We start from the raw sequence: 26,949 nt of genomic DNA, 5'->3' as shown, positions 1-26,949 counted from the left end.
ACTCAGCGCCGCGGAAACTTGTCCGGGTTATCGGTGAACAGCGCGTCCACGCGCAACTCATACAGGAAGTACCGCATCTCGGCCTCAACGTTGGGGAACCGGCCGGTGGCGCCAGATCGAAAGGTGTAGGGCGTGACCGTGAGCCCGGCGGCGTGGGCCCAGTCCACCACTGCGGGCTGTGCTTCCACGATGGCCTTGGTGGGACTGAGGTCGCTCGCGAATTGCGCCACTTCTTTCACCCGCTCGACGGACGACAACCACCGCTCTACGAGCGCACCGCGCCCAAAGAGGAACGTCCTTGGGATGTTCGGAAGCGCAGTGGCCAGTTCCCGCACCGCCTGCTCGTCGAACGACTGCACCCTCAGTCTCGGCATTGACCCTGCAGGCGTCCGGACATCCATATTCCGTCGCCGCACCGCCGAGGCAAACAACGCGACGATGTCGACGCCACGCTCGCGATAAAGCGACGGCGCCTTGAGTTCGGGAAACATTCCGGCCTTGTCCCAGACCAGGTCCACGGCTTCGTCCCACGTGAGCACACGTTCACCGGCGAACTTCGGGTCAAACCAGCTGCCCGCGTCCAACTGCTTGATCTCGGCGAGGGTGAAGTCGGCGACCAGCCATTGGGTCCGGCCTGACCCGTCGGTTGACGAACGATCCGGAAACACTTCTTCAACATTCGTGGTGCGTTCGAGCGTGTCGTCGTGGAGGCACACAAGCACGCCGTCCTTCGTCACCGCCAGATCCTGTTCGACATAGTCGGCTCCTTGCGACATCGCCAACCTGTACGCGGCCGCCGTGTGTTCCGGCGCGTAAGAGGACGCGCCGCGGTGAGCGACGACGCGTTTGGTAATCCACGGCTGGCGGGCCTCGGAGCTCACCGCCAGGAAGGTGGCAGACAAGAGGACTGTGCAAATCACGCGAGTACGAACGTTCATGGCGATCACGCTACCCGCCGGTCATGACAATCGCGTGACACGTGTCGTTACCAGAATGCTGCAACGTCCTCACACGGTCGTCTCGCCCGCCCGTTAGCTTCGTTCGCGGAGGAATGAGCATGTTGAAGCGAGTGGTTCGTCTGAGTGTGTGTGCAGTCTTGATGTGGTGCCTTCCGGTCTCTGCGTACGCGCAGTTCGAGACCGCGGCCGTGGTAGGTATCGTGTCCGACGGGTCCGGCGCGGTGGTGGCGGCTGCGAAAGTGACGTTGACGAATGCAGCAACCGGCGTGAGCGCCACGACCATGACGGATGCGTCAGGCACCTACGAATTTTTCACGGTGCGCATCGGCACCTACGTGGTGACCGCAGAGAAGGCCGGCTTTTCCCTGGCGATGGCCGACAACGTGCAAGTCAGCATCGGCTCGCGGCGGCGCGTGGACCTCTCGCTGGCCATCGGCGCGTTAACTGAAACGGTGACCGTGAGCGCCGGCACCGACGTCCTCGATACCGACACCAGCCAGCGCGGCCAGACGATTCGGGGCGGCGACCTGCAAAAGCTTCCGGTCATCAATCGTGAGTATTCCGCCCTTGCGCTCCTGACGACCGGTGTGCGCCCCTCGGCCCTCTCGTCGTCGCGGGAAGGGTCGTTCAACGTCAACGGGTTGCGCAGCACCTTCAACAACTTCCTGATTGATGGTGTGGACAACAATGCGTACGGCACCAGCAACCAGGGATTCTCGAACCAGGTCATGCAGCCTGCACCTGACGCGGTCGGCGAGTTCCAGGTGGTGACCAACAACATGAGTGCGGAGTACGGCCGCGCGGCCGGCGCCACCGTCAATGTCGCGTATCGCAGCGGCAACAACCAGTTTCACCTGGGCGCCTGGGAATTTTTCCGTGACAGCTCCCTGACGTCCGAAGGCTATTTCAAACCTACAGCCGGACAGGAGCCCACCTTCGACCGCAATCAGTTCGGCGGCGTCATCGGCGGGCCCCTGGCGCGCAACAAGGCATTCTTCTTCGGGGACTTTGAGGGGTTGCGTCAGAACCGCACCACCGTGTCCACCTCGACGATTCCGACCATGGAACAGCGGAATGGTGTGTTCACCGTGGCGGTTCGCCATCCGCAGACGGGCCAGGTGTATCCGGCCGGCACTCCGGTGCCGATGTCGGCATTTGCGGCCAAGGTCCTGCGAGATCTTCCCGAACCCACATCGTCAGGCACGGCCAACAACTACGTGGCGCTGACGACGCAGAAGACGGTGAGCAACAAGGCCGGCGGCAAGATTGATGTGGTGATCAACCCGAACTGGACGTCGTTTGGACGGTTCGGATGGCGATCGGCCGAGATTCTCGATCAGGCCGGAATACCCGGGCCATCCGGAGGCGACGGGAACGGCACCACCTACGCGGACAACCTCCAAATTGCCGTGGGGTCCACCTACGTGGTGGATAGCAGTTCGCTCCTCGAGTTCAGATTCGGGTGGTCGCGGACTGAGGCCGGCAAGAATCCACCGGCCCTGGGATCAGCGTCCGCGCTTGACGCGTACGGCATCAGTGGCCTGCCGACCGACCCCAGGGTCGCCGGCGGCCTGCCTTCACAGCTCATTACCGGCTACACCACGCTTGGCCGTCAGGCGACCAATCCGCAGTGGCAGTGGCCGACCGTCTTTAATCCCAAGATCAACTACACCCGCAGCTGGGGGCGTCACTCCGCGAAGGCCGGATACGAATTCCAGCACATCCAGACGCAGGTCCAGGACGTCAATCCGCTCTACGGCCGCGACCAGTACGCGAGCCAGTTCTCGCGTCCCACCGGCGCGGCGGCCAACAACGTGTTCAACCTGGCCGACTTCATGTTCGGGATGCGGGGTACCTTCGCCCTCAGCAACATCCTGGTGGCGGACATGCGCCAGAACATGCACTTCCTGTACGCCCAGGATGACATCCGCGTCAGCGACCGCCTGACCGTCAACCTGGGGCTCAGGTACGAATACGCCACGCCGATGTGGGAGAAGAACAACGTGCTCTCGAATTTTGATCCCGCCGGGTTGAAGATGGTGATGGCCCGCGACGGCAGCCTGAAGGACCGGTCCACGATCAATCCCGACCGGAACAACTTCGGGCCTCGTCTGGGTCTTGCGTACACCCTCACACCTGAAACGGTGTTCCGCGGCGGGTACGGCATCAGCTACGTGCACTTTCACCGCGCGGGCGGCGCCAACATTCTGCCCATCAACGGCCCGCAGGTGGTCAACGCGGTTGTGGTGCAGGGCAATCCTCTCGACCCGACGTTCCGGACCACCCAGCAGGGTTACCCGGCCGACCTGACCGACCCCAGCAAGTTCAATCCGCTGGCCGCCAACATTACCTACATGCCCGAGGACTACCGGTCCAGTCGCGTGCAGAGCTGGTACGTGTCCGTCCAGCGCGAATTGTTCCGCAACGTGGTGGTGGACCTCGCGTACGTCGGCAACAAGGCTGACGGCCTGCTGCTGTTCGCCAACTACAACCAGGCCACGCCCAACAACGCCGCTGGAACGATTGCGCTGCAGGCGCGCAGGCCGATTCCGCAGTTTGCGGACATCACGTACGCGTTCAACGGCGGCAAGTCGGCGTACAAGGCCCTTCAGGCCAAGCTGGAATGGCGTGCTCGCGGTGGCCTGATGTTCCTCAGCTCGCTGACGCTCTCGGAGAGCAAGGACAATGGCGCGGGGTCGCTCGAGAACGCCAATGGCAACGCGCCGGCGCCGCAGGACTTCTACAACATGGACGCCGATTACGGCCTCTCGGGGTATCACCAGCCGTTCAACAGCACGACCAGTCTGGTGTGGGAAGTGCCGGTGGGTCGTGGCCGGCGCTTCCTGGGCGGCATCTCGCCGGCTCTGGATGTGCTGCTCGGTGGATGGCAGCTCGCGGCCATCAACAGCGTGTATGCCGGCGACCCGGTGACGTTCACGTACACGGCCGGCACGGCGTTCGCGGTGTCGGGCATCCAGCAGGATTTCCGCGGGGCGAACATCTATCGGCCGAACCTGGTGGGGGATCCGATGGCGCCTGAAGGCCAGCGGTCCATCACGAACTGGTTCAACAAGGACGCGGTGGTGATTCCCACCGACCCCAGCCAGCCGTTCGGCAATGCTCCACGCAACAACGTGCGAGGACCCGCCGTGTGGCAGATCGACATGGCGCTGTCGAAGAATGTGACGATGCCGTGGCGGGCGAGCCAGATGGAGTTCCGCCTGGAGGTGTTCAACCTGATGAACCGCGCAAACTTCCGCGCGCCCAATGGCAATCGCAGCGCGGCGGGGTTCGGCACCATCACCTCCACATATGACCCCCGGCAGGTGCAGCTGGGTGTGAAGGTGCGATTCTGATTTAACCGGCGTGTTCCTGGTCCGACATCCGGACGTCATGCGGCCAGGAGATGCTTACAGTGTTCGCGGCTGGGTTGTCCGGCCGGCTTCGGGGGCGCAGGCGGATGTCCTGCGCTCCCGGCTCCAAGCCGGTTCCCGGACAGCCCCCCGCGACCTCCAACAAAAACCGCGTCAGCGCTCGGGCGGCTTGACGATCTGGATGATCGTTTTGTAACGGGTGCTGGTCGTGCCTGATACGTGCAGGTAGCCCGCCTGCCCGTTCCAGGTGTAGTCCTTCACCACCACACTCGGCGGATACGCCATCGTGTCTTCCTGGAAGCGGCCCAGGTCGAACTGGTGCATGAGCGGCCCCTGGAAGATCACGCGGCCACTGTTCTTGAGCGTGGTCTTGTAATACGTCACGATCTCCCCGAACGGCGCGTCGGTGCCATACAGGTGGTATTGCTGGCCCTTGCCGGCATCAAACGTCTCAAGGAACTGCGCGGCTGGATAGAGCGGCACCCCCGCAGACAGATCCGGAGCGGTCTGTACCGGCGCGGCGCCACGGCCGGCGCCCGGGAACGGCACCGGCACCTGCGCGCCCATGCGCGCTTCGCCCGCCACGACACACACAGTCGCGCAACCCCAGGCGATGAAACGTGTCATCCGCATTAGTCGTCAGTATAACAAGACGCCATTCGGACCGGTTTGGTCCGCGTGGCATAATTGAGGCTCTACACCAACTTGGAGAGTGGCACACATGAGTGGTTTGAAGACGGTCGTGTTGCTGGGCGCATTGAGTGGCTTGTTCCTGACCGTGGGTACGGTGCTGGGTGGACAGTCCGGCCTGGTGATTGCGTTTGGCATTGCGGTGGTGATGAACATCGGCAGCTACTGGTTTTCCGACAAGATCGTGCTGAAGATGTATCGCGCGCAGGAAGTGCAGGCCGGGCACCGGTTGTACGACATGACCGCCCGTCTGGCCCGCCGCGCGGAACTGCCCATGCCCAAGGTCTACGTGATCCCCGACATGTCTCCGAACGCGTTTGCCACCGGCCGGAATCCGCAGCACGCGGCCGTCGCGGCCACCGAAGGCATCATGCGGCTTCTGTCTGACAGCGAGCTCGAAGGTGTCATGGCCCACGAACTGGCCCACGTGAAGAACCGCGACATCCTGATCAGCAGTGTGGCGGCCACAATCGGCGCTGCGATCACCATGCTGGCGCAGTTTGCGATGTTTTTTGGCGGCGGTGGCCGCGACCGCGAGAACGGGCCGAGCCCGATCGCACTGATCGCCACCATGCTGCTGGCGCCGATTGCCGCGTCACTGATTCAGATGGCTGTCTCCAGGTCGCGGGAGTTTGTGGCCGATCGCACGGGCGCGCAAATCGCCGGGTCGCCCGTCGGCCTCGCCCAGGCCCTCAAGCGCCTCGAAGCCGGGTCGAAGCAGATTCCGATGGACGCCAACCAGGCCACAGCGCACATGTTCATCGTGTCGCCGCTGACGGGCAAGGGGTTCAGTTCGCTGTTCTCCACCCACCCGCCCACCCAGGCGCGCGTCGACGCGCTCATGCGCTTGCAGTTTCAGTGAATTTCGCCGGCGAGTCCGTGGGCGCCGCGCCCACGATGACGTGCAGGCAGGCCGTTCTGCTGGCGGCGGGCGCGGGCAGGCGGCTCGGCCGGCGCATGGATTCCAGACCCAAGTGCCTGGCTGAGGTTGCCGGGACTCCGATCGTGGATAACCTGTGCGAGATCCTGGAGTCGATCGGCGTCGAAGAGCTCGTGGTCGTCACCGGCCATCTTCACGATGTCCTGGTCAATCACCTTCGGCGCATGAACCGGCGCCTGGTGTTTCGCTTCGTCGAAAACCCGGACTACCGGACCACCAACAACATCTACTCGCTCTGGCTCGCCCGTGAGCTGATCGCACCGCCGTTCATGCTGCTGGAGAGCGATCTGTTCGTGGAACGAGCCGTCCTGGAACCACTCGTCGAGCCCGATCGGTTGATTGTGTCCGCCTACACCGGAGAGATGAACGGCACGGGGGTCGAGGTCTCCGCCCACGGCGAGGTCACGCGCCTTGTCCTCGGGGCGCACATGGCGGGCGAGGATCGAACGAGTCTGCGAAAGACGGTGAATCTCTCCTCCTTTTCTCGGTCCACGTGGTGCGAGCACTTCGAGCCGGCCATGCGCGAATACATCGAGGCGGGCGCACTCAATCACTTCTACGAAGACGCGCTCGGCCGCTGCATTCACGCCGGCGCTGTCCGCGTGACGGCTGTTGATGTCACCGGCAGGAAATGGGCTGAGATCGACACCCCGGACGACCTCGCCAGAGCCGAGGCGATGTTCCTGTCCTGAGGGGCTGCGCGGTGCCTACGCGTCGCCGGTGATCAGATCGATGATCGCGGACGCCGCCCGGGCGGCGGCCGTGCCGTCGGTGTGCGCAAAGAGCTGATCCCTCAGGGCGCGCCGGGCGCTGATCTGTGCCGCGCGTGAGCGACCGCCTGCCAATACCGCTCGCGCCACACCAGGCAGCTCCTGCGGGTGCGTCATCATGGGGCCGATCTCCTGTGGGAGCGGGGTCGGCTGGGATCTGAGCAGATCAGAATCCGGACAGAGACAGATCAGGGCGCGTTCCGGATTCGTCAGAATGGCCTCGCCGAGCGCGCCGCTGAGAGCGTCGACTATGGCCAGATCGCAGATGCTGAACAGTTCCGCACTCGGAAAGCCGGCGGGCAGCAGCCGGGCGTTGGCGGCCTGCTGCAGCCGCTCGTAGCGCTCCGGCTCAAAGCGCGGCGTGCAATGGTGGGGCTTGACCAACACCTGGATGCCGTCCGTTCCCGCCAGTGCCTCGATCGACTGAAAGAAGAGGTCTATCGACGATCTCGACTCCCAGGTTGGGACGTAGGCGACGACCTGATCCGTCTGGTTCAACCTCAGGGCGTGCCTGACGGCAGACGCGTCGACACGGTGCGCGAAGAAGTCGTCGTACTTGGGAAAGCCCGTCACGATCACGCGAGACGGATCGAGCCAGCGGGAGAGAAACGGACGGGCATAGGGTCCCTGCAGCAAGACAGCATCGAAGCCCTGCGCCCTCGATGCCTGCAGGTTTTCGCTGTCATAGGGCCCGATCGTATACATCAGCCGCACCTTGCGGCCCCGGTACCCACGAAGATGGACGGACCGCTGGGTGGTGACGGCAGCCTCGGAACCGTAGTCAGGCGCTGTTGAAAACGGCAGACCCTGCCCTGCAAGAAGATCCCGCGCGTTCTGCACGTCGAACCAGCCAGAAGACGCGGTATTGATGTCGGCGTCCGCCGCCACCATCCGCGCATCCACGCCCTTTGCGCGGAGCGCCTGAAGGATGGGAGCGAAATTGGCCACTTCCATCGCGTCCACCAGGTAGAACTCAACTCTCAAACGGTGTGCCTCCGTGGTGCCCCCCGGCAAGCGACCTCGCCATGACGACACTCTCGTAGTTGGTATCTGGCCTCCAGTCGCACTCGCCCACGACCTTGTAGCCCCAGGCTTCGTAGAGCCGAATCAGGCCAGTGGCTGGCTTCGCCGTGTCGAGCGCCATGACCGCCGCACCGGACTGCCGCGCCACCTGAAGCGCGTGGTGGTGAAGCTGCAGGCCGAGGCCCTTGCCCCTGTGCTCAGGCGCGACACAAAACTGTGAGAGCGCACGGACGTTGTACTCGCGGTAGATCGGTACACGGGAGTGCGGCATTGGAGGGCGAACCGTGGCGGTGCCCGCGTAGACGCCATCGACAAGGAGGACCAGGCCTTGCCCCGCGCGAAGGCGTTTTTCCGTGTCAGAGGCCGGCTGGTGTGTCGCCCAGTAGCGGAGGCCTGTAGACAAGTGCGCTGCGTAGGCGCGATGAATGACGCCGGTGAGTTCGTCGATATCGTCGTCGGAACGGTAGGGACGAATCTCGATGTGCATGGCTGGGATGATGTGCACCCTGTCAGAGCACATAGGCCAGCGCAAAGCCGATCTGGAGCGCGAACATCATCCGATACATGTGCGCCCACGAGACGTGGTTTTCGTCGGTGGCGAGCTCTTCGGGCCGTCGCAGCATGAGGTACAAGACGTACGCGCCGTAGAGCGTCATTCCGGCCCCCAGGGCGTGCAACAACACGGCCTCGCCGGTCAGGATGCCCATCCATGTGCCAAGGTTGATCATCAGAAACGGCAGCACGAAGGATGGTGAGATCAGCCATGCGGCCTTTTTGGCGCCGTGGATGATGGGCAACGTGCGGCAGCCGCCCCGTGCGTCGCCGGCCATGTCGGCAAAGTCCTTGGTCGTGGATGCGCCGAGCAGGAACAGTCCAAAAATGCCGCCGATAAACCACGGCTCCAGGCCCATGGCCGACTTCACGGCGGTCCAGCCGGCCACTTTGAGCAGGACGCCGCGCGGAATGGCGATCGTCACGTTGGCCCACATGCCGCGCTGCTTGGTGCGGAGGGGCGGCACCGAGTAAATGATCGTCGCCACCACGGCGACCGCCACGATCCAGAAACATTCGTGGCGTCCACCAGGCGCCACAAGCCAGGCCAGCAGCAGCGTCAGGGCGTAGGCGATTCCCGTAAACCACCACGCCTGTCGCATGGTCATGCGACCCGAGGTCAGTGGGCGCCGGGGCTTGTTGACGCGATCGATCTCCAGGTCGTAGATCTGGTTCAGCGCGTTGCTGCCCGCGTTGAAGACCGCGGCCATGACGGCACCGGTGATCGCCGGCACCAGTATTTCAAGGCTCCACGCGTCCTGGGGCGCGGCGCCGATTGCCGTGACCGCGCCAGAAAAAAAACCCAGCGCGGGCGCCACCAGCGTGAAGGGCCGGGCCAGATCCGAATAGGTGCGCCAATCCGCCATCGCAGGTTAGAGACTTGACCAGATCAGCATCGCCACGCCCGCGCCCATCGCGGAGTTCACGAAGTTGACGACGTCGTTGGTGAGCATACCCCGAGCCTCCATCGTGGCGCCGATCACGCCTTCCACGATCGACGCCGCGTTGGCCGCCACAATCACGGGCAGCACGGCGCTGGCGGAGATGAGGCCGGCCCAGGCGCCAATCCCCGCAAGCAGCGCCGAAGACAAGATGCCGGCGACGGTGCCTTCCAGGGAAATGGCGCCGGTGGTGCCCGGGGCCACGCGTTTCAGTGAGGTCAGCAGCCACGTGGTGCGTCCCCACGCTTTGCCCACCTCGCTCGCCACGGTGTCACTGCCGGCCGTCGCCAGAGCGGCGACCAGTGCCAGGTGCGCGAGTGCGGGATTGGCCGACCCGGCGGCGATAAAGGCGGCCCATGCCGCCACGCCGGTGTTGGCGATGGCATTGCCTGGACCGCGGCGTCCCCCGCGATCTTCGGCGATGCCCGCTCGGACCTTTCGCCCATGCCCCACGCGCGTGGCGAACGATGCCGCCACGAACGTCGCGATGAGCATGGTCCATCCCGCAACGCCGCTGCCCAGGATCATGACTGCGCCGATGCAGGCGCCGGTGACTGCGCCCGTGACCGTGACGGTGCGCGCGGCCCAGCCTGCGGCGGCGACCGCTACGTTTAACGTCACCAGGGCCACCGTCGCAGGTCCGTGCGCCGCCATGTGATCGCGCAGCGCCTCGGGCGTCATGTCACTCATGCTCCAGAGCACCACGGATGCCACGGCCGGCACCGTGATGTTGTCATCAAGCGTGATGGGCGTGGTCTCGGCGAAACCGGCGAGGACTGCCGCGGCAATTGGCGCCACGAAGAGCCAGCCGTCAGGGGCCGACGACGCCGACCACCACGTGATGCCCGCGGCGGCCGCGCTGCCAAAGACAATGAACGCCACCAGTCCGCCCACCGACTTCTCGCGATTCCACGGCAGCGCGCGGGTGCGTACGTGCGCGCCGACAAGCGTCGCCATGCCGTCTCCCGCCGCCAGAATCGCCCATGTGGTGGCCACCAGATCAAGGCGGGCCGGAAACGCCAGCAGCAATGTCAGCACGGCCACTGGGTACAAAACGATGCCCGAGGTCCAGCGACGGCCGCGGTCGGTGTCGCGAAAGACGCCCGGCGCCAGGCTGGGGAGCACGAAGGCGTTGAACAGGATGGCGATCGAGGCCAGTGCCACGGCCTGGGGCCATGTGAGGTCGCGCAACAGCAGCGCGAACGCTCCGACGCCGATGTGCACCAGCTGGCGGCTGACTTCCATGCGGTGGCTGTGTCAGGCCGTGGCGCGGCCGGCCGCCACTTCGCCGCGCCACCACTGCAGGAGATCGGTCAGCGTGTCGTCGATCGACCATTGTGGCCGCCAGCCCAGTTCGGTGCGAATCCGCGCGCTGTTGCCCACCATGCGCGGCTGGTCACTCGGGCGCAGCCGCGCGGGGTCGGTCGCCAGGGTGACCGGCACGTGGGCGATGGCAATCAGCCGGTTGAGCAAATCCGCAATGCGATGGGGCGTGTCCGAGCAGATGTTGTAGACGCGTCCGGGCTGGCCGGCATCAAGGAGCCGCGCATACGCATCCGCCACGTCGCGCACATCGGTGAAGTCGCGCTCGGCGTCGAGATTGCCCACATGAATCTCCGGCGGTACCAGGCCGGCTTCGATGAGTGCGATCTGACGGGCAAAGCTCGAGAGCGCGAAGCTGGAATTCTGGTACGGCCCGATGTGATTAAACGGCCGCGCCACCACCACATTCAGGCCGTCATTCCGGGCCGCGATGAGCGCGAGCTGGTCCTGTGCCAGCTTCGACAGCCCGTACGGGCTCGACGGCTCGAGCGGGGCGTCTTCGTCAATCGCCGCATCTGAGGTGCGGTAGATCATGGCTGATGTGACAACAACGATTCGGCAATCGGGGCAGTGCTGGCGCACCGCCTCCAGGAGGTAGTGGGTGCCAAGCACGTTGGTCTGCAGAGGCAGCAGGGAACTGCGCCACGAGTCGCCCACGTGCGGCGCGCCGGCCAGGTGCACGATGCGGTCTGGCCGCGCGTCGGCCACGGCGTTCCGCACCGCATCTCTGTCGGTGATGTCCACCTGGCGACGGCCCCACGCGAGCAGCGGCCGTTCGGGGGTGGATACGTTGAGGTGGGCGATCAGATGCCGCCCGGCAAATCCCGCGGCACCGGTCACCAGTGTCGGCCGGCCCGTCATCGCCAATCAGGCGCCTGCGCGGTTGCCGTACTGGGTCTTGTAGTAGTCGCGGAAGGCCTGGTCCTTCTCTTTGATTGGCCGCCACCACGATTCGTTCCGGCGGTACCAATCCACGGTGGCGGCCAGGCCTTCTTCGAACTCCACCGCCGGAGCCCATCCGAGGCGGCGCAGTTTTGTGGTGTCGAGCGCATAGCGGCGGTCGTGACCCGGACGATCGGCCACCGGCCGAATCAGCGAGCCGGGTCGGCCCGTCAGGTCGAGGATGCGTTTGGTCAGATCCACATTCCTGACCTCATTGCCGCCACCGATGTTGTAGACCTCGCCGTTGGTGCCTTGTGCCATCACCAGGTCGATGGCGCGGCAATGGTCGTCGACGTGGAGCCAGTCGCGCACGTTCAGGCCATCGCCGTACAGGGGCAGGGCGATGTTGTCGATGGCGTTGGTCACAAAGAGCGGGATGACCTTTTCGGGAAACTGGTTGGGACCGTAGTTGTTCGACGCGCGCGTCACAATGACCGGCACGTCGTACGTGGCCCAGTAGCTGTACGCCAGCCGATCGGCACCGGCCTTGCTGGCCGAATACGGATTGCGCGGCCGGAGCTCGTCGGTTTCCGTGCTGGCGCCTTCCGGCACGCTGCCATACACCTCATCGGTGGAGATTTGGATGAATCGGCGCAGCCCCGACGCCTGCCGCGCGGCTTCGAGAAGCACGAACGTGCCGATGACATCGGTCGTAATGAAGTCGGCCGCCGACTGGATGGAGCGGTCCACGTGCGTTTCCGCGGCGAAGTGCACCACAAGTTCCGACTCGCGGACCAGAGGAGCGGCCACAGCGGCGTCGGCAATGTCGCCGTGCACGAACTGATGCCGGGGACTATCGATGACGTCCGCGAGGTTCTCGAGCCGGCCGGCATACGTCAGTTTGTCGAGCGTCGTGATGTGCCAGTCGGGGTGGGCGTTGTGAGCCCATCGCACAAAGTTGGAACCGATAAAACCGGCGCCGCCGGTGACAAGCACTCGAATCATCGCTCCATCTCATTATTCCCGAACGCGCCCAGCAGGTTCGAAAACGACCCGACACCGGCCAGCGTCAGCGACAAGCTGAACTTCCGATCATTCCGCAGACCCAGGTGCTTCAGGTTCGTCACGGCATAATCCACCGCCACGCCGCAGCATTGCGCGTTGTAGACCACGCCGATGCGCTGCTGCAGCATGCGTTCGCGCAGGACATCGTAGGTCATGCTGTAGCCGAACGACGCGCCGCCACTGGGCTTCCTCGCGCGCGTGGAGACCGAGATGAAGTGGTCGGCGTTCAGCGGGTTGCTGTATCCCGCCAGCCCGGGGATGACCTGCCGCTTCGTCCAGTTGGCGTTCAGATCAAGGGCCGAACCTGACGTATTCACCGACGCACTGTAATTGCGGACCGCGCGATACTGCGTGTCGTACTCCACAGTGAATTTTCCGCCCATGGCGGCGGTCGGCATGACGTTGATGGTGCCTCTCAGGGGAGACAACTTGCTGGGCGGCGGCTGGTAGGAATACAGATTCCCGAAGCTCGACTGGTAGTTCTGATCGTACGACGCCGCGAGCGAGTTGCTGTAGTACGTCTGGCTGACTTCGACGTTCATCATCTCGTGTGCCGCGCGCGGTCCTTCACCCTGTCGCACACGGGCATACAGGCGGTTGACGATGCCGTAGGTCACCTTGGTGTCGCCACCCAGGATCGTGTCCACGTGGTCGAACTGCACCACCTGGCTGAATTGATCGAAGGCCGACGTCCGCGTGACGGTCACCGACGGTTCAATGACGTGTTTGAAACGATCGGAGTATCCGTTCCCAGGCGTGTTGAACACCCGCGTGAACTTCGGTCCCGTCATCCGGGCCCGCATCTCGACGAGGTTGCGCCGCAATGGGATGTCCACGAACTTGCCCGTCACCGGGTCGCGCGAGGTGTTCCATTCCGTGCGGCGCACCATGACGCTGCCGTTGAACGACAGCGCCGATCCGATCGCCAGCGGGATGCGCAGCGTCATCTGCCCGTCATGGCGTTTGACCGCCACCCGGGTCTCGGGCCGGTCCAGGTCGTCGAACCGCTCGGCGTTGATGGTGTCGAGCGAACCGCCCAACGTGATCCGCGTGCCCGCAATGGGCGCCTCGGACAGGCTCAGGCTGGCCCGCGGCTTGAAGCGGTTACTGGCCGCTGAGGAGCCGTAGAACACATCGCTGCGTTCCGCCTGGGCATAAAACCTGATGCGGCCCCAGTTGCCGCTGGCGTCAGCACCGAAGTACCGCGACCGCCTCGAGAACGCGGCCAGGTCCACCTGGTACAACTGCTGCGCGGTCACGTCGGTGAAGTAGTCGGCGCGTGCCTGGAACCGGATGCGGCCTGGCAGTGTCTGCGAAATGTTGCCGCGCACCGCAAACGACTGCCGCGCGGCAGACGTCACCGTGCCGTTGACCCCCACCTGCTCTTTCTCGCGAATCGTGGACACGCTCGCATCGCCCCGCGAGTTGGCGCCGGCCACGTACCGGTAGTCCGCGCCGAACTGCTGTCCGCTGCTGGCAAACCAGTCGTGGTAAATCGTCGCGTCGTGGCTGCGGTTGATCGCCCAGAAAAACGCGTTGCTCAACGTGAAGCCCCGGAACGACGACGAACCGTACGAAGGCATCAGGAACCCCGTGGCGCGATTGTCTTCCTGGATCGGGTAATAAAAAATCGGCAGGTACAGGATCGGCACTTCCTTGACCTTCAGCACCGCGCCGCGCAGGATCGCGTACTTGTCCACGGTGAAAGTCAGGTGGCTCGCCGTCAGTTCCCAGCGGCGGTTGGGCTGCACACACGCAGAAAACACGGCGCCGGTCAGTTTGTACGTCCGGGGGCCGGTCTTTTCGATGCGGTTGGCCGAAAAAATTGCCTCGGGTTCCTGCGTCCCGAAGAGTGTCTTGTCGATCTTCCGGTCGGTCAGTTGCAGGGTGCCGTTGGCATTCTCGAAGAAGCCCGTTCGCGTCTTGAGGTTCATTTCACCGCGGTCAGCGGCAATCCGTGTGCCTTCCTGTTGAAAGACGACGTTGCCCCGGGCGATGAGGCGGTCTTCAGCAACGACATGGTCAACTTCGGCGGCAATCAGCAGGAGGTCGCCACAGGTAATTTCCACCGGATTGCCCGGCCGGCCGCGCAGTTCCCGGCGGCCTTGCACCTCATCAGCACTCGTGAACACCAGCACGCACCCACCGATCGTGACCTGCGCGGCCGCGGGCGCTGACCACGCCAACGCCGCACCCAACAGACACGAAACAGTGAGGGATCGAAACATGCGGTGGGCCAGAATATCACGCGAGCAACGGCAGTACCTCTCCTGCCAGAAACAGTGATCCGGCCACCACGATCGGCTCTGTGTGCCGGGCGGCTTCGGCAAGCGCTTCCAGTGGCCTGGCGGCCACCACTCGTGGCACACCCGGCGCCACCCGAGCCGCTTCGTCGGCGAGTTGTTCGGGCGTTGCCGCGCGCGGAGCCGCACAGGTCGTGCACACAAACACCGACGCCGACGGCGCCAGCGCGCCGATGACGTCCGCGATCGCTTTGTCCCGCATGATGCCAATGACGATGGGGACGGGCCTTTGGACGGTTTCGCGTAGGAACGCGGCCAGTGCGCGCGCACCGTCCGCATTGTGTGCGCCATCCACCAGCACGTCGTGGCCCCGCCACGTGCGCCAGTCGAGCCGTCCCGGCCAGCGCGCATCCGACAGCGCCGCGCGCACCGCGTCAACGCCCACAGGCGCAATACCAAGCGCCTGCGCCGCCTCCAGCGTGCGGACCGCCGTCACGGCGTTGTCCACCTGATGCCGGCCCAGCAGTGAGAGCCGTAGCGGTCCGTATGCGCGTGCCGGAGTGGTGAGGTCCAATGTGGTTTCGCGCAGACCGATGACTGCGTGCGCCACGACCCCGTCCGGCGCCAACGTCACGGAGGCATGAACCCGTTCGGCAGCGCGCGACAGCACGTCGATCGCCGCCTGGCCGGTGCGGCCCAGGATGGCCGACGCGCCGGGCTTGATCACCCCCGCCTTTTCTGCGGCAATGGCTTCGATGGTGTGCCCCAGATACTCCTGATGATCAAGGCCGATGTTGGTGATGGCCACAAGGGGCGCGTCAACGGCGTTTGTGGCGTCAAGGCGGCCCCCCAGACCCACCTCGAGCACCGCCACATCAACGCCGGCATCACGGAACGCGACAAACGCGATGGCGGTGGTGGCTTCGAAGAAGGTTGGCGGCGTGCGCTCTAAAGCCGCGGCCGCGCGCACCATCGCCGTGGCATGGTCGAACGCCTGGTCGGAGACGGGCCGCCCGTCCACGACCACCCGCTCGGTCACATCCACGAGATGCGGCGATGTGTAGCGCCCGGTTCGGCAGCCCGCGGCGCGAAGCCCACGTTCGACCATGGCCGACACGGAACCTTTGCCGTTTGTGCCGGCGATGGTGATGGCCGTGAACGACTGTTCGGGATGTCCCAGGCTGGCAAGGAGCGATCGAATCGGCGCCAACCCCAGGGTGATGGTGCCAGCGGCCTCGAGGCCGAACAGCCAGTGGCGGACGGTACCAGCCAAATCAGGCGTCGAGTTGCGCCGGTGCGGGCTCGGCGCCCGGTGCCATGCCCGACATGATGCGGAGGGCATTCCCGAGCACCGCTTTCAAGTCGCGCCGATCGACGATGACGTCGATCATGCCTTTTTCGAGGAGGAACTCGCTGCGCTGGAAGCCTTCCGGCAGTTTCTGGCGAATGGTCTGCTCGATCACTCGCGGGCCGGCAAAACCGATCAGCGCCTTTGGCTCCGCGATGTTGAGGTCGCCGAGCATGGCGAAGCTGGCGGTCACGCCACCGGTGGTGGGATCGGTCATCACCGAGATGAACGGCAGACTGGCGCGGTCGAGCCGGCCCAGCGCCGCGCTGATCTTTGCCATCTGCATCAGCGACAGCGTGCCTTCCATCATGCGCGCGCCGCCCGAGCAGCAGATGACGATGACCGGGACGCGGCGGGTGATGGCGAGTTCGATGGCGCGCGTGATCTTCTCGCCCACCACCACGCCCATGCTGCCGCCGATGAAGCTGTATTCCATGGCGGCCACCATCGCAGGCAGGCCGTCGATGTTGCCGCTGGCCGTCACCACCGCGTCCTTGCGTCCGGTGGCGCGGATGCTGGCAGCCAGTCGATCGCGGTAGGGCTTGGTATCGGTGAACTTCAGGGGATCTGTCGATTTCAGGTCCGAGTCGTATTCGGTCCACCGCGCATCGTCAAACAGCAGCGCGAGGCGGTCGGCGGCGTTCATGCGGAAGTGGTGCGCGCACTTGGGGCAGACCTGTTGATTGGCGAGCAGTTCCTTGTTGTAGATCACCTGACTGCAGGACGGACACTTGACCCAGAGCCCTTCGGGCACGCGGCTGGACTTGTCGCCCTGCGGCTCGATGGGTTTCCGGGTTTTCTTGAACCACGCCATAGGATCACTCTAGCATCAGCCGCCGGGCGTCAGCCGCGGGGCACGTAGTACCGCGTGCCGCCGGACATCGACTTGATCTGACGCAACAGGTCGTCAATCGCGTCGTCACCCCACGACAGGTCAAACTGGGATGTTTCCACCACGAGGAGCGGAGTGGCCGTGTAGTGGAAGAAGAAGTGGTTGTAGGCCTCGTTCAGCTCCGACAGATAACGTTCGGACGGAGGCGCCGGGTCGTCTTCGGCATGGCGCGCGCGCCCGCGCACACGCCGGCGCAGCACGTCGGTCGGGCTTTGCAGAAAGACAACCAGGTCGGGCTGCGGCAGGTCCCGCGCCAGGAGTTCGTAGAGGCGCTGGTAAATAAAGAGCTCGTTGTCGTCGAGGTTCAGGTGGGCGTAGATGCGATCGCGGTCAAAAATGTAGTCGGAGACCGTGACCTGACTGAAGAGATCGCCCTGCCGCAGATCCATTTGCTGGCGGTGGCGGGCCAGCGAATAAAAGAGCTGTGTCTGGAAGGCGGCCCCGGCGCGGCCGGCATAAAAGTCTGCCAGGAAGGGGTTCTCGACCTCGTCGAGCACGACGGTGGCGTCGAGCCTCGCGCCCAGCCGATCGGCGAGGCTCGTTTTGCCCAGCCCGACCGGTCCTTCAATCGCGAGGTAGCGAAACTCCACGGTGTGCGGGAGTATACCAGCCGGGTTTACGGCGAGCGGCTACGATAGGGTGGTGAAGATCGCCAACTTCCTTCTGTTGTCGTTGTTCGCCGCGTCGTGTGCCACAGCGCCTGTCGTGGCTCCGCCCGAGCGAGTCGTGCCTCCGGTGCCCCTCGATCAACGGGTTTCGTGGCTGCTTCGACTTGAGGCGCAGCGTGTGCTTCGTGATCCGGGTGTGACGGCCGAAGCCGTGGTGACTCCGGTGGTGCCGCGGCCGGCGCGGCAGGCGGATCTGGTGTCGCTGCTGTTTGATCTTGATCCGGTGGTGCGCGGTCGCGCGGCACTGGCCATAGGCCGCGTGGGGATCGCCGAAGGTGGACCGGCGCTTGCGGCCGCGTTGCTGGATGCCGAGCCCGCGGTGCGCGGGCAGGCGGCGTTTGCGCTGGGCCTCATTGGTCGTGCCGAAGCGTCCGAGCCGTTGCAACGGCTTCTGGCTGATGCCGACCCGACGGTGCGTGGTCGAGCCGCCGAGGGCCTGGGCCTCATCGGCGCACAACTGACTGACCCGGCGGCGAGCGCGTTCCGCGCACCCGCGGCGGCCGCCATCGCCGCCGCGTTCGCTCCGTGCATTCCGCAGATGGCCGCACTCGCACCCGATGACGAGGCGTATACCAGAACGCCCGAACTGGAAGCGTGCCGTCTGGCCATCTTCGCGCTGGCGCGTCTGCGCGACTTCGACGCGCTGGCGCGCGTCGCCTTGACGGCCGACGGCCGGCCGGCCACGGCCTGGTGGCCGGTGGCGTATGCGTTGCAGCGGGTGGGTGACCCGCGCGCGGCGCCCGCGCTCGAGGTGCTGGCCCACAGCGCCGGTGTGTATACGCCGGTCTTCGCGCTGCGCGGTGTGGCGGCGACGCCGGACGGACTGGCGCTCGCACAGAAACTCGCGCTGGATCCTGCGGTGGACGTGCGTGTGCGAACGGCAGCGATTCGTGCGCTTGGCCGCCGCGGGTCGGCACCGGCGGCCGCGGCGTTGCTGCGCCTGCTCGCCACGCCGAAATTCCCATTGATGATGACCCTGGAAGTGTTGACGGCGCTCGCCGCCACTGAAGACCCGAGCGGCTTCGACGCCATGATCGATCGGTTGGCCGATGCCCGCCCTCTCGTGCGCGCCGCCGCGATCGCAGGCGCCGCGCGCATCGACCCTGATCGCTTCCTCCTCGTGGGATCGAGCCTCGGCGCCGATCGCGAGTGGAGGGTGAGGGCGGCGCTGGCCACCGCGCTTGGCACGCTTGAACCGGACCGCGTGCGGTCGGGTCTCATCGAACTGACTGAGGACCAGGACCAGCGCGTGCGCGGACCGGCGCTGACGGCGCTGGCGCGGGCCGGCGCGCCTGATCTTGATGCGCGGCTGGTTGCCGCGCTTGAGAGCCCCGACTACGTGGTGCGTGCCACCGCGGCGCGCCTGATCGGCGAACGCAAGACCGCGGCGTCGGCTGCCGCACTCGCGAAGGCCTATGACCGGAGCCTGAGCGACGCGGCCACGGATGCGCGCGTGGCCACGCTGGGCGCGCTTGGCGCGATCGGCGGGGAGCCGGCGCTGGCCGTGCTCACGCGGGCGTTGGCGGATCGCGACTGGCCGGTGCGCCTGCGCGCGGCGGAACTGCTGCAGGGGTTGGGGGACGCGACGGCTGCGCCCAGCCGGCCCGCACCCCTGCGCCACGCGCCGGAGTTTTTTGAGTCGGCCGCGCTGCTGCACCCGACGGTCACGCCCGTCGCGATGATCGAGACGCGGCTCGGCACCATTGAAATCGCCCTCAACGTGGTTGAAGCGCCGCTTACCACTCTGAACTTCGTCGCGCTCGCGCAGGCAGGGTTTTTCAACGGATTGCAGATTCACCGGCTGGTGCCGAACTTTGTGGTGCAGACCGGCGACCCACGGGGTGATGGCGCAGGCGGCCCGGGGTTTTCGATTCCTGACGAGTTGAGTTCGCTGCCATTTCTGCGGGGCACGGTGGGCATGGCGCTGTCCGGGCGCGACACCGGGGGCAGTCAGTTCTTCATCACGCATTCACCACAACCGCATCTGGACGGTCGCTACACGGTGTTTGGCCAGGTGGTGAAGGGGATGGAGCTGGTGGATCAACTCTCGCTGCACGACGTCATCGACCGCGTGCGCATCTGGGACGGGAAAGAGCTCAGATAAAAAAAAAGGGGGCGACAGTCGCCCCCTTTTTCCTTTGTGGTGCAAAAAGCGACTAGCGCTTCTTGCCGCCCTTCTTCGCTGCCTTCTTGGCTGCTTTCTTGGCCATGTGGTTTTCCCCCCCTTCATTAGGGATCGCGTGGGCTCGTCCTCACCGCAGCCGTCGCGGTCTTTCGACTCGCATGACCCGCTGTGGGGTGCCCCTCGCTCCGTGGCAGGCGCGGTTAACGTCACGCACCTGGCATCTCGTCTCTCAAGTCGCTCAACTCGGACCCTCCGTACCCAATAGATGGGCTGAGCCGTCCGTCGTCACGCAAGATGTAGATTATGGATGAGATGAAAACTCTGTCAAGCACAAAATGCGATTTGTTGTCAAAACTTGACAGGGTGTGCCGCTTCGCGATTGGCCGGCGGACGTGCGCGGCGAGGGTCAGAACGCGCTGATGCGGCGTTGTTGCTGACGTGCGTGGCGCTCAAGCGCGAGCGCCACGAGGCGATCGATGAGTGCGGGATAGGTCACGCCGCTTGCGGCCCACAGCTTGGCGTACATGCTGATGGTGGTGAAGCCCGGCATCGTGTTGATCTCGTTGAGAAACAATTCGCCGGATGAGGCGAGCAGGAAGTCCACGCGCGCCAGACCCGTGCCTTCGATGGCGTCAAAGGCCACAAGTGACTGGCGGCGCACTTCGTCGGCGATCGCGCGCGGCAACTCGGCCGGGATCACTTCACGGGAGGCGCCGCTCAAGTACTTCGCGTCGAAGTCGTAGAACTCACCCGAGGGCACGATCTCGCCCGGCACCGATGCCTCGGGTGCGTCGTTGCCGAGCACGCCGCATTCAATTTCGCGCGCGCCGGTGACGCCGGTCTCCACCACGACTTTGGGATCAAACCCTGCCGCGAGATCGATCGCGGCGCCAAGGCCGTCCGGCGTCTGCACCTTCGAGATCCCGAGGCTCGAGCCCAGGTTCGCGGGCTTGACGAAGACGGGGTAGGTGAGTGTGTCGTTGACGCGGCGCGCCACGGCGTCGCGGTCGGCGTTCCACTGCGCCGCACGCACCACCACCCACGGCGCCACGCGCAGGCCGCGCGCCTGAACCAATGTTTTCGCCACGTCCTTGTCCATGCCGGTGGCTGAGGCCAGCACGCCGCAGCCCACGTACGCGACATTGGCGAGATCGAGCAGGCCCTGCACGGTGCCGTCTTCGCCGTAGGGGCCGTGCAACACCGGGAAGATGACGTCCAGTCCGAGGCCGGTCACGGCGGACCGATCCTGGTTCACGAGCAGCAGCGTGTCGTCGCCCGGGCGCGCCGGCATCAACACTTCGCGTCCGCCCGAAGGGCCGTCGGCCTCGCGCATCTGGCTGATGACGTCGGCGGCCGACGCTGCCGTGGGCGGCCGATCGGCGAGCACCCAGCGGCCGTCTTTCTCGATCCGAATGGCGACGGGTTCATACCGCGTGCGATCCAGGTTCGCGAACACTGCGGCGGCAGAGGCGATCGACACTTCATGTTCGCCCGATCGTCCACCATGTAATACGCCGATTCGAAGACGTTTCACGGAAGGGCCATTATAGGCTATCGGTGTGCCAGCCGATTTCGGGTTCCACGTAATCGCCACCGATGGCCGCGCCCGCCGCGGCCGCGTGCGCCTTGCGCACGGCGAGATCGAGACGCCGGTGTTCATGCCGGTCGGTACGCGCGCGGCGGTCAAGGGCCTCACGCACGATCAAATCATCGCGCTTGACCCGGAGATCATCCTCGCCAACACCTACCACCTGCACCTGCGTCCCGGCGACGAGTTGATCAGCCGCGCCGGCGGGTTGCACGCGTTCATGGGATGGGAGCGGCCCATCCTGACCGACTCAGGCGGCTACCAGGTCTTCAGCCTCACCGGCCAGCGCACGATCACCGAGGAAGGCGCGGCGTTTCGTTCACACATTGACGGCAGCGCGCACCTGCTCACGCCGGAGTCCGTGGTCGACATCCAGGCGCGGCTCGGGTCCGACGTGGCCATGATCTTCGATGAGTGCGCGCCATGGCCCGCCGATCGCGGCGTGGTGGAAGCGGCGATGGAGCGCACCTTGCGGTGGGCCCGTCGCGGCCGCGATCGGTTTCTGGCGGTGCAGACGGGCGAGGCCCCCGACGTGACACGCGCCACACCAGGGCAGGCGCAGTTTGGCATCATCCAGGGCGGCACACACCTGGACCTGCGCGACCGCAGCGTTGCCGGCACCGTGGCGATGGACTTCGAGGCCTACGCGATTGGTGGACTCTCGGTCGGCGAACCCGTCGATCTGATGTACGAGGTGGTCGGCCACACCGCGGCGCAGTTGCCCGAAGACCGGCCGAGGTACCTGATGGGCACCGGCATGCCCGATGACCTGGTCGAATGTGTGGCGCGCGGCATCGACATGTTCGACTGCGTGTTGCCCACGCGCAACGCGCGCAACGGCCAGCTCCTGACCCGCCACGGCCTGATCTCGATCAAAAACGCCCGATACGCCGAGGACCTGAACCCGCCCGATCCCGAGTGCGAATGTCCGACCTGCCGCCGCCACTCACGGGCCTATCTGCGTCATCTATATATGGTGGGCGAGATGACGGCGGCCACCCTGAATACGGTCCACAATCTCCACTTTTACCTTGACACCATGAGGGCGATTAGGAAGGCTATTGAGTTCGGAACCTTTGACAAATTCAGACAAGAGTTCCATCGGACGTTTTCCCGCCGACAAGTGATGTAAATGACTGACTTTTTATCCCTCCCGACCGTCGTTGCCCTGGCCTCTCCGCCCCAGGCGGGGCAGCCGAGCATCTGGGTCCAGCTTTTCCCATTTGCCCTCATGCTGGGCGTGTTTTACCTGCTCGTCCTGTTGCCAATGCGGCGCAGGCAGAAGAAGATTCAGGAGTTCCAGAACGCGCTTCAGGTGGGGGACAAGGTCATTACCACCAGCGGCATCTATGGGCAGGTGACCAAGCTTTCGGACGCCTCTGTGCAGATCCAGATCGCCGACAAGGTCAAGATCGAGGTGGCCAAAGCGTCGGTGGGCGGGTATCAGGGGCAGGATCCGGTGGTCAAGGACTCTGGCGGACTTTAGAACATGTATAAGAACCTTCGTTGGAAAGTGATCGCAATCGTCGCCGTGGCCATCTTGGCTGCGGTGTCGTTTTATCCACCCAAGGACAAGATCAAGCTCGGGTTGGACCTTCAGGGCGGCGTGTATCTCGTGCTGCGCGTCAACACGCAGGACGCGTTGGAACTTGAGACCGAAACCAGCTCGGAGCAGTTGAGCGTCGCGCTCAAGGACGCCGGCGTGACGGTCGGTAGTGTGCGGGCGACGAGCAATACGACATTCCAGGTTGATGGTGTGCCGCCCGATCGCGACCAGCAGTTCCGGCAGCTGGCGCAGGATCAGGTGGGCCTCAGTTTTGACCGCGAGACCGGCGTGGGCGGGTCGTACATCTACCGCATGAAGCCGAACATCGATGTCGATCGGCGGCGGGAGGCGGTCACGCAGGCCATCCAGACCATCGAGCGCCGCGTCAATGAATATGGCGTCTCGGAGCCCGAAGTGGCCGAGTACGGCAGCGCCGGCAACCAGATCGTGGTGCTGTTGCCGGGTGTGACCGACATCCCCCGCGCGAAGGAACTCATCAGCAGCACGGCGGTGCTGGAACTCAAGCTCGTGGAATCCGGACCGGCGCCCGACGAAGCGACCTTGCTTGCGCCGTTCGGGGGCAAGGCGCCCGAGGGCCAGGAAGTGGTGCAGGGCGCGGCGGTGGCGGGGCAGGCCGGCGCTTCGTTTTACCTCGTGGGCCGCGTGCCGGTCATCACCGGCAACGACCTGCGCAATGCCAAGTCCACGATCGACCTGATTGGGCAGCCGGCCGTCGGATTCTCGCTCAAGAGTGATGGCGTGACGAAGTTCAGCCGCGTCACCACCGCGAACGTGGGCCGCTACCTGGCGATCATCCTCGACAACCGGGTGGTGTCGGCTCCCGTCATTGAAGGACCCATCACCCAGGCGGATGCGCAAATCACCGGCACGTTCTCCCAGCAGGAAGTGGCGGACCTGTCGCTCGTGCTCCGGTCCGGCGCGCTGCCGGCGTCGCTGACCTACATGGAAGAACGTTCGGTCGGCGCCACGCTGGGCGAAGCGTCGGTGCGCTCAGGCGTACGGGCCTCGATTGCCGGCCTCATCCTGGTCGGCCTGTTCATGCTCGCGTACTACAAACTGGCCGGCATCAACGCCGTGCTCTCCATCGCGCTCAACCTCATGATCCTGATGGGTTTCATGGCGTACATGGGCGCGGTCATGACGTTGCCTGGCATCGCCGGCTTCATCCTGACCATCGGCATGGGCGTGGATTCCAACGTGCTCATTTACGAGCGCATCCGTGAAGAAATCGCCAACGGGAAGGGCGCGCGACAGGCCGTGGCCGCCGGGTTCGACCGCGTCTTTGTCACCATTCTTGACACACACGTGGCGTCACTCATCGCCGCCGGGTTCCTGTTCCAGTTCGGCACCGGGCCCATCCGCGGATTTGCCACGACGTTGTTCTTTGGTTTGATTTCCAACGTGTTCACGGCCGTGTTCGTGTCGCGCACGTTGTTTGAAATTTCGCTCTCACGGCGGCCCGGCACGGCCCGCCTGAGCATCTGATTCGCCGGACGGAGCACCATGCAGATTCTTGGATCGACCAACTTCAACTTCATTAAATGGCGGTGGCACGCGATTGCCGTCTCAGCCGTCATCATCGTCGCCGGCCTGGGCCAGATTATCGCGCAGGGGGGGCCCAAGCTGGGCGTCGACTTCTCTGGCGGCACGGCCCTGGTCCTCAAGTTCGACCAACCGGTCACCGAAGACGCAGTACGGGACGCGCTGGCGAGCATGCCGGGTGCCAAAACCGTTCAGCGTTTTGGTCAGCCTTCCGAAAACCAGGTCCTCGTCCGGTTGCCGCAGTTGGTTGCGGTTGAGGAAGGCACCACGCTTGATGACGCGGCTGAACAGGTCGATGCGCTGATTCGCAAAGCCGGAATCGGCGCGTTCAGCAGGCAGAGCACGGAAATCGTCGGCCCGGTCGTCGGCCAGGATTTGCAGCGCAAAGGGATCTATTCGACGTTGACGGCCATCGCCGGAATCATGATCTACATCGGATTCCGGTTCCGATTTACGTTCGCGTTTGGCGCCATTGTCGCGACCTTGCACGACGTCGTCGTGACCCTGGTCTTTCTCAACTGGTTCGGCTACGAGCTTTCGCTCAATATCGTGGCGGCGTTGCTGACCATGACCGGCTACTCGGTGAATGACACCATCGTGGTCTTCGACCGCGTGCGTGAAAACGCCCGCATGCTGCGCAAGGACAACCTGGAAGTGCAGGTGAACACCAGCGTCAACCAGACCCTGTCGCGCACGGTCATCACCGCCGGCACGACGTTCCTGGCCGTCTTCGGCCTCTACATGTTTGGCGGCGAGGTCCTCGAAGGGTTTGCCTTCACCCTTCTGGTGGGCATCATCAGCGGCACCTACTCGACGGTTTTCATCGCGGCCGCGATTGCGATCCTGTTGACGAAGAAGACCCCCGCGCCAGCGACGACCGGGGCGAGCCGGGCGCGCGCCAAGGCGTAGGCCCTGGCGACCCCGGAGACAATGACGCTCTTCGAGGGGGCGGTGCTCGGCGTGGTGCAGGGACTGACCGAGTTCCTGCCCATCTCGAGTTCCGCCCACCTCATCCTCGCGCGCGCCGTCTTTGGATGGGACGCCGGCGAACTCAATCTCGCATTCGACGTGGCGTGCCATCTGGGCACTCTGGTGGCGGTCATCGCGTTTTTCACCCGTGATATTTCCGCCATGTTCGCGTCCATCCCCAGGGCTTTCACCCGGCACCCTGACGCCGCCGCACGCCGCATCTGGCTGCTGGCGGCCGCGATGCTCCCCATCATCATCGTGGGATTGACGATGAGTGACTATGTAGAGATGGCGCGCGACCAGCCGCGGTTGACGGCCATCGCCCTGATGGCTGGGGCTGGCCTGCTCTTTCTGGTGGAGCGGCTCTCAGCGCGCACGGGGACAGAAGCCAACCTGACCCTTGTTGGCGCTGTGCTCATCGGTGTGGCGCAGGTGATGGCTCTGGTGCCCGGGGTGTCACGGTCCGGGGCCACGATCACGGCCGGCATGTTGCTGGGCCTCAGCCGGCTGGCCTCGGCGCGATTCACGTTCCTGCTGAGCGTGCCCGCGATTGGTGCGGCCGCGGCCCATGAGGGGCTCAAATTGCGGGATGTGGTGTTGACCGGGCACGATTGGGCGCTGTTCGGCGTCGGGTTCGTCGCGTCCGGCGTGGTGGGCTATCTGGCGGTGAGCTACCTGCTGAAGTTCCTGGTCAGTCACCGGCTTGATGTCTTCGCCTGGTACCGCATTGCGGTGGCCGTGGCCATTCTCATCTGGCTCTGAGCGGAAGGGTGTTGCCGATGCAGTGGCTGCGACGGTCGTTCATCACCGGTTTTTTTGTGACGGTCCCGCTCGTGGTGTCGGTGGCCGCCATCGTCTGGATGTTCCGTGTGGTGGATGGCCTGACCCATGGCATGTACGCGCGGTGGCTCGGGACCCAGGCGCATCCCCCCGGTCTGGGGTTGGTGACGACGGCGATTGTGGTGTTGGGGATTGGCGCGTTGGCCACAAACGTGATCGGGCGGCGCGTGCTGGGCCGGGGCGAGGCGTTTCTGATGCAGGTGCCGGTGTTTCGCACCGTGTACGCGCCGGTGAAGCAATTGATTGTGGCGTTTTCGCCCGACAACGAGTCGGGCTTCAAACGCGTGGTGCTGGTGGAGCAGGAGGCGCGCGGCTTTGCGCTGGGATTTCTGACGAAAGAGTTCACCCTGGACCGCGGCAAAGGGCCCGAGCCCGTGTATGCGGTGTATGTGCCCACCAACCATTTGTATCTGGGCGACGTCATTGTCTGCCGACCGGCCCAGGTGTTGTTCCCCGATATGACCGTGGAGCAGGGTGTGCGGGTTTTTCTGACCGGAGGGATGGGGTTACCCGCAAAGATCAGGGCCCATGCGCATTCGGTACTCGACACCGGGGGCGAGTCCGGGAGATGATGGCGCCTCGGGGGCGAGGCGGGGCCGTTTTCCCGGAAACGGTGTCAAACACTGCAGGTGTCCGTTTTGTTGACAC

23 protein-coding genes are annotated in these 26,949 nt (G+C 64.9%); 10 read left to right on the top strand and 13 right to left on the bottom strand.

Annotated features, from left to right (window positions below; genetic code table 11):
- Nucleotides 1-2 precede the first annotated feature (2 nt).
- The gene (locus IPL75_17900) at nucleotides 3-938 is read right to left on the bottom strand and encodes a glycerophosphodiester phosphodiesterase (protein ID MBK9242072.1); all 936 of its coding nucleotides are present in this window, start codon (nucleotides 936-938) and stop codon (nucleotides 3-5) included.
- A gap of 119 nt (nucleotides 939-1,057) precedes the next feature.
- Between IPL75_17900 and IPL75_17895 the strand changes: the two genes are divergently transcribed.
- Complete coding sequence (locus tag IPL75_17895) at nucleotides 1,058-4,315, top strand: TonB-dependent receptor (protein MBK9242071.1); 3,258 nt, start codon at nucleotides 1,058-1,060, stop codon at nucleotides 4,313-4,315.
- A gap of 171 nt (nucleotides 4,316-4,486) precedes the next feature.
- Here the strand turns inward: IPL75_17895 and IPL75_17890 are convergent, their stop codons facing one another.
- A complete protein-coding gene (locus IPL75_17890) occupies nucleotides 4,487-4,966 on the bottom strand; it encodes a hypothetical protein (GenBank protein MBK9242070.1) in 480 nt (159 codons plus the stop codon).
- Nucleotides 4,967-5,054: 88 nt separating this feature from the next.
- On the opposite strand from IPL75_17890, the gene htpX reads away from it, so the two are divergent.
- Complete coding sequence (gene htpX, locus IPL75_17885; protein ID MBK9242069.1) at nucleotides 5,055-5,885, top strand: zinc metalloprotease HtpX; 831 nt, start codon at nucleotides 5,055-5,057, stop codon at nucleotides 5,883-5,885.
- Entirely contained in the window at nucleotides 5,882-6,655 is a 774-nt protein-coding gene (locus tag IPL75_17880; GenBank protein ID MBK9242068.1) for a phosphocholine cytidylyltransferase family protein, read from the top strand. The genes htpX and IPL75_17880 overlap by 4 nt, the downstream gene beginning before the upstream one ends.
- Before the next feature lie 15 nt (nucleotides 6,656-6,670).
- Here the strand turns inward: IPL75_17880 and IPL75_17875 are convergent, their stop codons facing one another.
- The 10 genes from IPL75_17875 to IPL75_17830 are packed head-to-tail and all read right to left on the bottom strand — an operon-like array spanning nucleotide 6,671 to nucleotide 17,592.
- On the bottom strand, nucleotides 6,671-7,717 hold the full coding sequence (locus IPL75_17875; GenBank protein MBK9242067.1) for a CDP-glycerol glycerophosphotransferase family protein: 1,047 nt from the start codon (nucleotides 7,715-7,717) through the stop codon (nucleotides 6,671-6,673).
- On the bottom strand, nucleotides 7,707-8,243 hold the full coding sequence (locus tag IPL75_17870) for a GNAT family N-acetyltransferase (protein MBK9242066.1): 537 nt from the start codon (nucleotides 8,241-8,243) through the stop codon (nucleotides 7,707-7,709). Before IPL75_17870 ends, IPL75_17875 begins: the two co-directional genes overlap by 11 nt.
- Nucleotides 8,244-8,265: 22 nt before the next feature.
- Nucleotides 8,266-9,174 carry a UbiA family prenyltransferase gene (locus tag IPL75_17865; protein MBK9242065.1) on the bottom strand — a complete coding sequence of 303 codons (909 nt, stop codon included), beginning with the start codon at nucleotides 9,172-9,174 and terminating at the stop codon, nucleotides 8,266-8,268.
- Nucleotides 9,175-9,180: 6 nt separating this feature from the next.
- Nucleotides 9,181-10,494: a DUF92 domain-containing protein gene (locus tag IPL75_17860; GenBank protein ID MBK9242064.1), complete on the bottom strand. Its 1,314-nt coding sequence runs from the start codon at nucleotides 10,492-10,494 to the stop codon at nucleotides 9,181-9,183.
- Between the two features lie 12 nt (nucleotides 10,495-10,506).
- Entirely contained in the window at nucleotides 10,507-11,433 is a 927-nt protein-coding gene (locus tag IPL75_17855; GenBank protein ID MBK9242063.1) for a GDP-mannose 4,6-dehydratase, read from the bottom strand.
- 6 nt (nucleotides 11,434-11,439) lie between these two features.
- A complete protein-coding gene (rfbB, locus tag IPL75_17850; GenBank protein ID MBK9242062.1) occupies nucleotides 11,440-12,456 on the bottom strand; it encodes a dTDP-glucose 4,6-dehydratase in 1,017 nt (338 codons plus the stop codon).
- Nucleotides 12,456-14,747 (bottom strand): LPS-assembly protein LptD, encoded by a 2,292-nt coding sequence (locus tag IPL75_17845; protein ID MBK9242061.1) that lies wholly within the window; start codon nucleotides 14,745-14,747, stop codon nucleotides 12,456-12,458. The genes rfbB and IPL75_17845 overlap by 1 nt, the downstream gene beginning before the upstream one ends.
- A 16-nt stretch (nucleotides 14,748-14,763) precedes the next feature.
- Nucleotides 14,764-16,035, bottom strand: a complete 1,272-nt coding sequence (locus IPL75_17840) for a bifunctional folylpolyglutamate synthase/dihydrofolate synthase (GenBank protein ID MBK9242060.1) — start codon at nucleotides 16,033-16,035, stop codon at nucleotides 14,764-14,766.
- 1 nt (nucleotide 16,036) lies between these two features.
- Nucleotides 16,037-16,924 carry an acetyl-CoA carboxylase carboxyltransferase subunit beta gene (locus tag IPL75_17835; protein ID MBK9242059.1) on the bottom strand — a complete coding sequence of 296 codons (888 nt, stop codon included), beginning with the start codon at nucleotides 16,922-16,924 and terminating at the stop codon, nucleotides 16,037-16,039.
- A gap of 29 nt (nucleotides 16,925-16,953) precedes the next feature.
- Complete coding sequence (locus IPL75_17830) at nucleotides 16,954-17,592, bottom strand: deoxynucleoside kinase (GenBank protein ID MBK9242058.1); 639 nt, start codon at nucleotides 17,590-17,592, stop codon at nucleotides 16,954-16,956.
- A gap of 52 nt (nucleotides 17,593-17,644) precedes the next feature.
- Between IPL75_17830 and IPL75_17825 the strand changes: the two genes are divergently transcribed.
- Nucleotides 17,645-19,774 carry a peptidylprolyl isomerase gene (locus IPL75_17825; protein MBK9242057.1) on the top strand — a complete coding sequence of 710 codons (2,130 nt, stop codon included), beginning with the start codon at nucleotides 17,645-17,647 and terminating at the stop codon, nucleotides 19,772-19,774.
- Between the two features lie 427 nt (nucleotides 19,775-20,201).
- Here the strand turns inward: IPL75_17825 and IPL75_17820 are convergent, their stop codons facing one another.
- Nucleotides 20,202-21,455: a D-alanine--D-alanine ligase gene (locus IPL75_17820; protein ID MBK9242056.1), complete on the bottom strand. Its 1,254-nt coding sequence runs from the start codon at nucleotides 21,453-21,455 to the stop codon at nucleotides 20,202-20,204.
- On the opposite strand from IPL75_17820, the gene tgt reads away from it, so the two are divergent.
- From tgt to IPL75_17790, 6 genes are read left to right on the top strand one after another with little or no spacing between them, the layout of a single operon-like run.
- Nucleotides 21,355-22,515, top strand: a complete 1,161-nt coding sequence (tgt, locus tag IPL75_17815; protein ID MBK9242055.1) for a tRNA guanosine(34) transglycosylase Tgt — start codon at nucleotides 21,355-21,357, stop codon at nucleotides 22,513-22,515. The two genes, IPL75_17820 and tgt, sit on opposite strands and share 101 nt — an antisense overlap.
- Nucleotides 22,516-22,869 carry a preprotein translocase subunit YajC gene (yajC, locus tag IPL75_17810; protein ID MBK9242054.1) on the top strand — a complete coding sequence of 118 codons (354 nt, stop codon included), beginning with the start codon at nucleotides 22,516-22,518 and terminating at the stop codon, nucleotides 22,867-22,869.
- Between the two features lie 3 nt (nucleotides 22,870-22,872).
- Nucleotides 22,873-24,435, top strand: a complete 1,563-nt coding sequence (secD, locus tag IPL75_17805; GenBank protein ID MBK9242053.1) for a protein translocase subunit SecD — start codon at nucleotides 22,873-22,875, stop codon at nucleotides 24,433-24,435.
- 18 nt (nucleotides 24,436-24,453) lie between these two features.
- Entirely contained in the window at nucleotides 24,454-25,401 is a 948-nt protein-coding gene (secF, locus tag IPL75_17800; GenBank protein ID MBK9242052.1) for a protein translocase subunit SecF, read from the top strand.
- 21 nt (nucleotides 25,402-25,422) lie between these two features.
- On the top strand, nucleotides 25,423-26,223 hold the full coding sequence (uppP, locus tag IPL75_17795) for an undecaprenyl-diphosphatase UppP (GenBank protein MBK9242051.1): 801 nt from the start codon (nucleotides 25,423-25,425) through the stop codon (nucleotides 26,221-26,223).
- Between the two features lie 17 nt (nucleotides 26,224-26,240).
- Nucleotides 26,241-26,873 carry a DUF502 domain-containing protein gene (locus IPL75_17790; protein ID MBK9242050.1) on the top strand — a complete coding sequence of 211 codons (633 nt, stop codon included), beginning with the start codon at nucleotides 26,241-26,243 and terminating at the stop codon, nucleotides 26,871-26,873.
- Nucleotides 26,874-26,949 lie beyond the last annotated feature (76 nt).

Source organism: Acidobacteriota bacterium, assembly GCA_016716905.1.
Lineage (GTDB): Bacteria > Acidobacteriota > Vicinamibacteria > Vicinamibacterales > SCN-69-37 > SYFT01.
The sequence above is the reverse complement of the archived record's forward strand: the minus strand, read 5'-3'. Positions and strand labels throughout refer to the sequence as shown.